The organism is Streptomyces sp. NPDC058375 (assembly GCF_042723425.1).
In the GTDB taxonomy this organism is placed as follows: domain Bacteria; phylum Actinomycetota; class Actinomycetes; order Streptomycetales; family Streptomycetaceae; genus Streptomyces; species Streptomyces durocortorensis.
The window spans coordinates 11,076-20,784 of the sequence record NZ_JBHXJG010000125.1 but is presented as its reverse complement, the minus strand read 5'-3'; the positions used below and the strand labels follow the sequence as shown (position 1 = coordinate 20,784).

6 protein-coding genes and 2 pseudogenes are annotated in these 9,709 nt (G+C 74.4%); 5 read left to right on the top strand and 3 right to left on the bottom strand.

The annotated features are described in order from the left end of the window. From ACFWM7_RS20585 to ACFWM7_RS20570, 4 genes and pseudogenes are all read left to right on the top strand, one after another. Window positions 1-183: pseudogene (locus ACFWM7_RS20585) on the top strand (M56 family peptidase); the annotation flags it as partial. A 227-nt stretch (window positions 184-410) separates the two neighbouring features. Further along, window positions 411-1,736, top strand: a complete 1,326-nt coding sequence (locus ACFWM7_RS20580; RefSeq protein WP_383262666.1) for an LCP family protein — start codon at window positions 411-413, stop codon at window positions 1,734-1,736. A gap of 221 nt (window positions 1,737-1,957) precedes the next feature. After that, window positions 1,958-3,262, top strand: coding sequence for a hemolysin family protein (locus ACFWM7_RS20575; protein WP_383262662.1), 1,305 nt, complete (start codon window positions 1,958-1,960; stop codon window positions 3,260-3,262). Further along, window positions 3,259-4,293, top strand: coding sequence for a hemolysin family protein (locus ACFWM7_RS20570; RefSeq protein ID WP_383262659.1), 1,035 nt, complete (start codon window positions 3,259-3,261; stop codon window positions 4,291-4,293). Before ACFWM7_RS20575 ends, ACFWM7_RS20570 begins: the two co-directional genes overlap by 4 nt. Window positions 4,294-4,302: 9 nt before the next feature. Here the strand turns inward: ACFWM7_RS20570 and ACFWM7_RS20565 are convergent, their stop codons facing one another. From ACFWM7_RS20565 to ACFWM7_RS20555, 3 genes and pseudogenes are all read right to left on the bottom strand, one after another. Beyond that, window positions 4,303-4,524 carry a twin-arginine translocase TatA/TatE family subunit gene (locus ACFWM7_RS20565; protein WP_383262656.1) on the bottom strand — a complete coding sequence of 74 codons (222 nt, stop codon included), beginning with the start codon at window positions 4,522-4,524 and terminating at the stop codon, window positions 4,303-4,305. Between the two features lie 123 nt (window positions 4,525-4,647). Beyond that, window positions 4,648-5,408 (bottom strand): annotated as a pseudogene (locus ACFWM7_RS20560) (DNA glycosylase AlkZ-like family protein). 42 nt (window positions 5,409-5,450) lie between these two features. Beyond that, entirely contained in the window at window positions 5,451-6,815 is a 1,365-nt protein-coding gene (locus tag ACFWM7_RS20555; protein ID WP_383262663.1) for a geranylgeranyl reductase family protein, read from the bottom strand. Between the two features lie 141 nt (window positions 6,816-6,956). On the opposite strand from ACFWM7_RS20555, the gene ACFWM7_RS20550 reads away from it, so the two are divergent. Continuing rightward, on the top strand, window positions 6,957-9,709 hold a 2,753-nt coding region (locus ACFWM7_RS20550), incomplete at its 3' end, for a HEAT repeat domain-containing protein (RefSeq protein WP_383262654.1).

Here is a 9,709-nt window from a genome sequence, read left to right as displayed (position 1 = left end):
GTGCCGCGCCGGGTGGCGGCGCTCCTGGGCCCCGTGCCGCCGGACCGGGGCTGGCCCCCCGCCCTCACCCCGGCCGGCGTCGCCGCGCTCGTCGCCGCCGCCGGGACGACCGTCTCCGCCCTGTCCGCGCTGAACGCGGCCGTCGCCCTGTTCCTCGTCCTGGAGGCGGCGACCCCGCTGTAGCCCCCTCCGACGAGGCACCGGCGCCCGGCCTCGCCGCAACCACGTCGAACCCCTCCCATCTACACCCCTGTAGAGTTCATCAGCCGCAGAGTGCGGGGCCCCGTCGCACGCCGAAGGGGCGGGGCGGGAGCTCGGAGGGCAGTGTGGACACGGATGGCCAAGGGCGCCACGGCCGTACGGTACGGCGTGGGAAACGCCACGGTCGGCGGGCGGGACGCGGGGCCTCGCTGACCCGGCGGGGGCGGATCCTGCTGTGGTCGGCCGGAGTGCTGGCCCTGCTGATCGTGGGCGCCGCCGGAACGGGCGCCTGGGTCTACCGGCAGCTGGACGGCAACATCCACGCCGCCGACGTCGACGGGAAGATCGGCGGCGACCGCCCCGAGAACCTGAGCCCGGGCTCCAAGAACATCCTGGTCGTCGGGTCGGACAGCAGGGACGGCGACAACGCCGCGTACGGCAGGGGGCTGACGACCATGCAGTCGGACACCCTGATGGTCATGCACCTGGCCGCCGACCGGAAATGGGCCACCGTGGTCTCCCTGCCACGCGACTCCTGGGTCCGCATACCCGCCTGCGACCGGGGCGACGGGAACACCTCGGACCCGCACCGCTTCAAGATCAACGAGTCGTTCGCCATCGGCGGGTCCGGCGGAGACGTCGCGGGCGCCGCGGCCTGCACCATCAAGACGGTGGAGCAGAGCACCGGACTGCGCATCGACCACTTCGCCTCCGTCGACTTCCAGGGGTTCAAAGGCATGGTGAACGCCCTGGAAGGCATCGAGGTCTGCCCCAGGACGCCGATCCGCGACCCCAAGGCCCACCTGGACCTCGAAGCCGGCTGCCAGACCGTCCAGGGCGAGGACGCCCTCGGCTACGTCCGGACCCGCTACAGCGTCGGCGACGGCTCCGACCTCGGACGCATCGGACGCCAGCAGGAGTTCATGGAGGCGCTCGCCGCCAAGGCGCGAAAGACCCTGACCAGCCCCGCCGACCTCTACGGATTCCTCGACTCCGCCACCCGCTCGATCACCACCGACCGGGCGCTGGCCGGCGTCAAACCGCTGGCATCGCTCGCCTCGGAGGTCCAGGACATACCGAGCGACCGGCTGACCTTCGTCACCGTGCCCAACTACGCCCGCGAGGCCGACGTGCCGACCGACAAGGCCAACGTCGTCTGGCAGTACCCGCAGGCGGGCGACCTCTTCCGGTCGCTCGCGGCGGACCGCGAGATCGACGGGAAGGCTCTGAAGAAGGCCGCGGCGAACCCGCTGTACGCCCGTTCCGTCCAGGTCCGGGTGCTCAACGGCACCGGCGTCTCCGGCCGCGCCGCCCAGGTCGCCGAGGAGCTGCGCGCGCTGGGGTTCACCGTCCTCGGCACCGGAAACGCCCCGCGACAGGCGGAGCGGACGGCGGTCCTCCACCCGCCCGGCATGGAGAATCATGCCCGGGTGCTCACCTCCCGGCTGCACGGGGCGAAGGCGGACCAGGACGCGCGGAGCGCGGACCAAGCCCTCACCCTGATCGTCGGCCAGGACTACGACGGCGTCACCTGACGCCACCCGGCGCCGGGAGCCCGTCACCACCGGGCGGCGGGTCACCACCGTGCGGCCGGAGTGCGTCCCACACGAATCCATGGCTGGTGAATCCAGCCGGACAGGAGCCACGCGTTGTCCGCCAGTCCGGGCCCATCGGGGCCTGACCCCCACCCTCACCGAACCGCGGCCCCGGCCCCTGGCAGGGCCGCCCACCGCCTCCCGCGCCGGGCGGGTGAGCGATGATCTCCGCCCTGCTCGGCCTCCTGGCCGTGTTCGTCCTCACCGCCGGGACCGGCTACTTCGTGGCCCAGGAGTTCGCGTACGTCTCCGCGGACCGGCTGACCCTCGCCCGGGAGGCCGCGGCCGGGGACAAGCGTGCCGCCCGCGCGGTGAACGTGCTGGAGCGCCTCTCGTTCATGCTGTCCGGCGCGCAGCTCGGCATCACCGTCACGGGGCTGGTCGTCGGCTTCCTCGCCGAACCGTCCGTCTCCGCGCTGCTGCGCCCCGCCCTGAGCGGCACGGGCATCCCCGACGGCGTGGTCTCCGGCATCTCCGTCGTGCTCTCCTTCGTGGTCGCGACCGTCATCCAGATGGTCCTGGGCGAACTCGCCCCCAAGAACCTGGCCCTCGCCATCCCGGAGCCGATGGCGAAGTCCCTGGCCGCCTCCACCCTGATCTACCTGCGGATCGTCGGCCCGGTGATCCACATCTTCGACAGCGCGGCCAACCGGCTGCTGCGCCGGATCGGCATCGAACCCGTCGAGGAACTGCACCACGGCGCCACCCTGGAGGAGCTGGGCCACCTCATCGGCGAATCCCACGAACAGGGCGAACTCCCGGCCGCCACGGCCGAACTCATGGACCACGCCCTGGAGTTCTCCGAGCGGACCCTGGGCGAGGTGATGATCCCGCGCGCCGATGTGGCATTCGTCCGCCGGGACGCGCTCGCCACCGAGGCCGTCGAGCTCATCGCCCGCCACGGGCACTCCAACTACCCGGTGCTCGGGGACCACCCGGACGACCCGGCCGGGGTCCTGGGCGTACGGGAACTGATGCGGCTGCCCGCCGCGGAGGTCGGCCGCACCACGGTCGGCTCGCTGGCCCGCGATCCGCTCCTCCTGCCCGAACTGCTGAAACTGCCCGCCGCCGTGACGCAGATGCGTGAGCGCGACGACGAGTTCGCCGTCGTCCTGGACGAGCACGGAGGTCTCGCCGGGATCGTCACCTACGAGGACATCGCCGAGGAACTCGTCGGGGACATCGCCGACGAGTCCGACACCGTCGTCGAACTCGCGGTCGCCGACGGCTCCGGCTGGATCGTGGACGCGGGCCGCCGCCTCGACGAGATCGAGGAGGCCACCGGGATCGAACTGCCCCAGGAGAGCGACGACTACGACACCCTGGCCGGACTGATCATCGACCGGCTCGGCCGCTTCCCGACGGTGGGGGACCGGCTGACCGTCTCCGGCGTCCGGATCGCCGTCCGCTCGCTCGACCGGCACGTCGCCGAGTACGTCCGCATCGAACAGGAGCCGCAGGCATGAGCTTCCCCCTGGCCCTCTTCGTGACCGTCCTGCTGCTCATCGGCAGCGGGTTCTTCGTCGCCGCCGAATTCGCCCTGGTCGCCGCCAAGCACCACCGCATGGAACAGGCCGTGGCCCGCGGGCAGCGCGGGGCCAAGGCGGCGCTCGCCGGGATGCGTGAGCTGTCGCTGATGCTCGCGGGAGCCCAACTCGGCATCACCATCTGCACGCTGGGCCTGGGCTCCGTGTCCAAGCCCGCCATCTCGCACGAGCTGGACCCGCTGCTGGAGCGGCTCGGACTGCCCGCGGCCCTCAGCTACGGCGTCGCCTTCGCGCTGGCGATGATCGTCGTCGTCTTCCTGCACATGGTGGTCGGCGAAATGGCCCCGAAATCCTGGGCCATCGCCCACCCGGAGCGCTCCGCGATGCTCCTGAGCCCGGCCTTCCGGGCCGTGGTCAACGCCGTACGGCCGCTGATCCGGCTGATGAACTGGATCAGCAACGGCCTGGTGCGGCTCTGCCGGGTCACCCCGCGCGACGAGCTGACCTCGGTGCACAACCGGGACCAGCTCACCCACCTCATCGAGGAGTCCGAGCGGCTCGGGCTGATCAGCAAGGGCGACTCCGGGCTGATGACCCGGTCCCTGACCGAACCGCAGGCCCCGGTCTCCACCCTGCAGATCCCCGCCGAACGGATCGCGACCGTCCCGGCCGACGCGGGACTCGACGAGGTCCTCGCCACCGCCGCCGAAGCCGACCGCACCCGCCTGCTGGTACGGGACGGGGAGGAGGTCCTCGGATCGGTGCACGCCCGCGACGCCCTGGTCGCTCGCGCCCGGTCGAGGGCGGCCCTCGCCCGGGACCTGGCCCGCCCGGTCCCGGAACTCGCCCCGGACGCCACCGCGGCGCACGCGGTGGAGCAGTTGCGCGAGCGGCGGGCCACGATCGCCGTCGTACGGGACGGGGAGGGCCGGCTCACCGGACTGGTCAGCCTGGACGATCTGCTCGCGAGGCTGCTGCACCCGCAGACGCCACCCGAGGCCGCGTCCTAGGCGACGGCCCTAGGGGGCGTCCCGCTCGGCCGTCTCCCCGCGGATGACCCGGGGGGACGGCCGGTGCGGGCCGCCGTCCGCGTCGGGCTTCTGGTCCTTGAGCGCGCGCTTCTCGCTCTTGAGAATGCGCGCGGCCTTCCCGGCCGACCGCACGAGATCGGGCAGCCTCTTCACGGCCAGCACCGCCACGATCACCAGGAGAAGGAGAGTGAGCTCGCCGATCCCGAACATGGTTGCTGCTTTCTCTGGAGTGGAGCGGACGCGGAGCCGACCGGATCCCTCACGGGACGGCAGACCGTAATCTACAGGCCTGTAGAGAACCCGTGCGCGGAATCACGGATCGGGCGACCGTCCTCAACCACCGGGCAGCAGCCGCACGGTGGCGCCCGGAAGCCGGCTCCACCAGTGGCCGTAGCGGCGGTAGACCTCCGGTTCCCGGCCGGCGAGGAACCCCACCAGAGACCGGGCCTCGACGGCGAGCCCCTCCCAGACCTCGTCGGGCAGCGGATGGAACGCGGCCGCCTCGATGCCCCCGGCGACCGGGCGCCACACCCCGGCCACGTACCCGTCGACCAGCAGCGTCGGCAGCACGTCCCCGTTCGCACGGATCACGACCCTGCGGTACGCGGACGGCAGGACCCGGCCCCGGTCCGCGTACGCCAGCAGGACGCTGTCCCACATCGCCATCAGCCGGGGCGGCGCGGGCTCCGCCCCGTCCGGCCGCGGAGCACCCGGCAGATCGAACAACTCCTCGCCCTCCGGCCCCTCCAGCCGCTCCACCTCCCCGGCGAGCTCAGCGAGCGCCGCCCGCGCCCGCGTCCGCCGGACCATCGCGAACTGTCCCGGAACGCCGGGTGGTCCTCCGCGTGCACGGCGTGGAGCGTGAGCCGCATCAGCGTCGCCTTGACGACGGCGTGATCGGCGAACGCGGCGTCGAGCCCGGCCGGATCGAAGTCCGCGAGCCGGTTCCAAAGGGCGAGGTAGGGCGAGGCCGGCTGCTGCGCCTGGAGCGCCACCACGCGCCGCACCCCCCGGGCGGCGTCCAGCGGCTCGCGGCGCAGCAGCAACTGCCGGGCGAGCGTTGAGCGGTTGAGCCCGCGCGCGGTGATGTCCATGCCGTCTTCCTTCGGTCCGTTCCTGAGGCGGGGCGCCGGCCGTCAGGGCTTCCGGCCCCGGGCCCCGCCACGCCGTCCCGCCCCCGGGGCCGGGACGAGGCGGAACGCCGTGTTGAGGACATGGTCGGCCACATCTCGCGAGGGCTTGTCCGTGAGGTCGGTGAGCAGCCGGGCCAGCAGGTCGAGGACGAAGGGCGAGCCCATGACGTACCGGTTGAGCACCGGCTGGAAGCCCGAGCGGCTGAAGACCAGGTCGGCGGCGGTGTTCCCCAGCCGGTAGTAGCGGCCCCAGCGGCGGTTCATCTCCACCGGGTAGCCTCGCAGCACCTGTTCGCGCCGGGGCCCGTGGGGGTGGGCCAGGGCGAGGGCCGCGGTCTCGGCGGCCACCTCGCCCGCCTCCATCGCCTGGGCGATGCCCTCGCCGTTCCAGGGGCTGACCATCCCGCCGGAGTCGCCGACCAGCAGCAGCCCCCGGGCGTACAGCGGATGGCGGTTGAAACCGAGCGGCAGAGCGGCACTGCGGACCGGGCCCTCCGCGTTCTCCTCGCGCAACCCCCACTCCTCCGGCGTACGGGCCAGCCACTGGTCCAGGGTGGCGCGGAGGTCCGCCTTGCCGTGCCGCCGGTGGGGGAGCGCACCGAGCCCGACGTTGACCCGGCCGTCGCCCATCGGGAAGATCCAGCCGTAGCCGGGGAGGTACGGGCCGCCGTCGGGGAAGCGGAGGTCGGCCCACAGCTCCAGGTACTCCTCCCGGGAGCGTTCGGGGCTGCGGTAGTAGCGCCGGGCGGCGGTCGCGATCTGCCGTCGGGGATCCCGCTCCAGGCCCAGCGCCAGGGCGAGGCGGGCTGACGCCCCGTCGGCCGCGACGACGACCGGCGCGCGGAAGTCGACCGGCTCGGGGACGTCAGGGGAGTCGGAGGATGCCGCGACCCCCGTGACCCGGCCCGCCCGGTCCGTCAGCGGCCGCTCCGCCTTCCAGCCGCTGTACAGCCGGGCCCCGGCCGCGACGGCGTGCCGGGCCAGGATGTCGTCGAAGTCGTGCCGGCTGCGGGAGAGTCCGAAGTCCGGGTAGCGGCCCAGCGCCGGCCACTCGATGTGCACCTGATGCTTCCCGGCCACCCAGCGCATCCCGCGCGAACGCGTCCAGCCCGGTGCGGTGATGTCGACGCCCATCCGGATGAGCTGGTGCACCGCGCGCGGGGTGAGACCGTCGCCGCACACCTTCTCCCGGGGGAAGCGGGCCTTCTCCAGCAGGATCACGTCCACTCCGGCCCGCGCCAGGTGATACGCGGCCGAGGACCCGGCCGGACCCGCCCCCACCACGATCACCTGGGCGTCCGCTCCCGTACGGGACAGCTCCCGCGCGTCCGCGTCCGTCGTCGCCGGGTCCGTCGGCTGTTCCCGCATGACAACCCTTTCGTCCAACGGCTGTTGCTCCTGACGGGGCGGCGGCCCCGGGCAACATCATCGATCAGGACGGGCCGGGGCGGTACCCGGCGTCCGGATAACCGGGGGCGACAGGGCGAAGCGGACGCCTACCATCCCTCGGTGACCACCCGACCGGACCAAGAGATCGACGACGCCCTCGACCGAGCCGACGCCGGTCTCCTCGCCCGGCGCCTCGACGCCCGCACCTGCCCGCCGGACCTGCTCGGCCGGCTGGTCCGGCATCCCGCACCCCGGATACGGCACCTCGGCCTCACTCTCCTCACCGAACGCACGGCCATGCCGGACGCCCCGGACGCCGGTGACAGGGGCGAGGGCGGGGCCGGGCATCCTGCCCTGCCGGTCCGGCTGTTGCCCGACAGCCCGGGGGCGTCGCCCGAGGAGTCCCTCCTGCTCGCCGGACTCCACGCCCGGCTCGGCGCACGGAAGCCGCGCCACCGACTGCCCGACTGGCGGACGGCCGCGCTGCCCGCCCGGGTACGGATCGCCTGGCTGCGGACCGAACTCCTCGGCGACCAGGCGGTCCTGCGTACGGAACCGCCGGGCGAACTCCTCTACCGGGCCGTCCGCGAGAGCGACGCGGCCGAGGCACACCGCCCCGACCGCCTGGTGGCCGAACTCGTCGGCACCGGGAACCCGGTCCTCCAGGCCGAGGCGCTGCGGCTGGCCCGCGACGGACTGCACGCGGGACTGCTCGCACCGGCGTTCACGCGCGGTCTGCTGGTCCGACTGCTCGACGCGCCCGACCATGGCGTCGTGACCGGTGCGCTGCACGAACTCGCCGAACCCTGGGCGGCGGTGACCCCCTTGGCCCCCTCGCTGCTGACCCGGCCGGCGGGCGTCCGGGAGGGCGGGGGCGCCGACCGCGGCGGCCCGGCGGCGCTCGCGGCGGCCGCACTCGTCGCCGGAGCCCGGCACGGTCACCACACGGTGCTGTGGAGCACCGCCGAAGATCCGACCGCGGCACCGGACCTGCGCCGCCAGGCCGTGGAACTCCTGGGCGAACGGGCGGAACGCACCGACGTCGGCCGCCTGGTGGCCCTGGCCGCCACGGACCCCCTCCTGCTCGCCGGGCCGGTGCTGACCTGTCTGCGCGGACTGCACCGGCGCGGCCACTTCCCGGCGGATCAGGACGCCGGGCCGCTCCTCGACCTGGCCCTGGCCGACCGGACACTTCCGGCGGAGGACATCGCCACGGTCCTCTACACCTGCCGTCGCCCGCTGTTCGACGCCCTCATCGACGCCCCGCCCACCGCGCCGGACTGGACGCGCCGGCTGGAGCTGCTGGTCGCCCTGGCGCGGCAGGGGGCCGTCGACGTCCCCATCGGCGAGGCCGTCGCGCGGCTTCTCCCGGCCGCCCGTGCCCCGCGCCCGTTCCTCGCCGCGATCCGCGTCCTGCGCCCCCCGAACGCCGAGGAGGCCGTCCTCGCCCTGCTGCCCACGGCTCCGGCGGCCGCGCTGGACGCCCTGGAGGCCATCGGCGGGGACCGGACGCGATCGACCCTGGCCCGAGCGTTCGGTGTCCCCGCCCCGGCAGACGGCCAGGCAGACGACCCGGCCCCGGCCCGAGGCAGCTCACCCCGTCTGCCCGTCGCACCCGAACTGCGCCCCGTACGCGACCAGGCGCTGGCCCTCCTGTGGCACCTCACCCGCGAACCCGGGCAGCGGCGGGACCTGCTCGCCCGGCTCGACCCCCAGCACCTCCCGCACGACATCGAGGCCGACCTCGGCGCCCCCGACGAGCGGGAACTCGCCGTTCTGCGCGCCCGCGTGGACCTGGACGCCCCCGTGGCGGCGCTCCACCGGATCACGGAGTACGCCGGCAGGGAGACCCTGCCCCTGGTGTCCGACCTGCTCCTGCGCATCGTGCGCGATCTCGCCGCGCCCCCCGGCCCCGACGCCGGCCCGCCCCGGCCCGGGACGGACACCCCGTATCCCGGCCTCGCACCCGCCGGCCGGGGCCGGCCGAACGGCGAACCGGAGCTGCCGACCGAGGCGCTGGAAGCGGTGCGCGCCCTCGGGAGCCGGCTGCGGAAGCGGCGGTGGATCAGGCCCGTCTGTCTGCTCGACGCCCCCGACGACACCGGCGCGGGGCACGCGTTCCTCACCGCGACGCTGCTCGGCCTGCTGGAGCGCCCCGGGCTCACCGGCGGTGAACAGGCCGTGCTGCTCAAGGCCCTGCTCCAGGTCCCCGCGACCGCGTCCGTCCGGGCCCGGGTGCACCGACTGCTGCGCGGCCGCGATCCGCACGTGCGCAAGCACGTCATCGCGCTGCTGGCCCACGACACCTCGGGCGCGGACGCGCGGGCCCTGTCCGCGACGCTCGTTCCGCTGACCACGCACCCGGACATCCGGACCGTACGGGCGGCCCTGTCGGCCCTGGGTGCGGCACGGGCCCGCTGGGCGGGCGAGGCGGTCGCCGGCTGCCTCCACCACCCGAACATGAACATCAGGAAGACCGCGGCGGCCGCTCTGCTGCACACGGGTGTGCCCGCCTCCGTCCCGCATCTCCTGCGGGCGCTCGGCCGCGACGACAACCCGGGGCTGCGGACCGCGCTGACGCGGGCGCTGCGGGCCGTCCTGGGCGACGCCTACGCCGCGACCCTCCTCGCCGCCGCCGAAGCGGCCGGGGACGAGCGCGCCCGCCGCCTTCAGCTGACCGCCCTCGACCGCGAGGTGACCTCCCGGGCCGTGCTCGCCCTCGACGCGGCGGCCTCACCGGCCGTCCCCGCCCTGCTGGCGCTCGTGGCCGACGGCGGCGTGCGGCTCGCCGCCGGCTCCGTGACGGACCTGGCGGAACCGATGGCCCGGCACGGCGTGCCGATGCCGCCGGACGCCCCGGGCGGGGCCCCGCC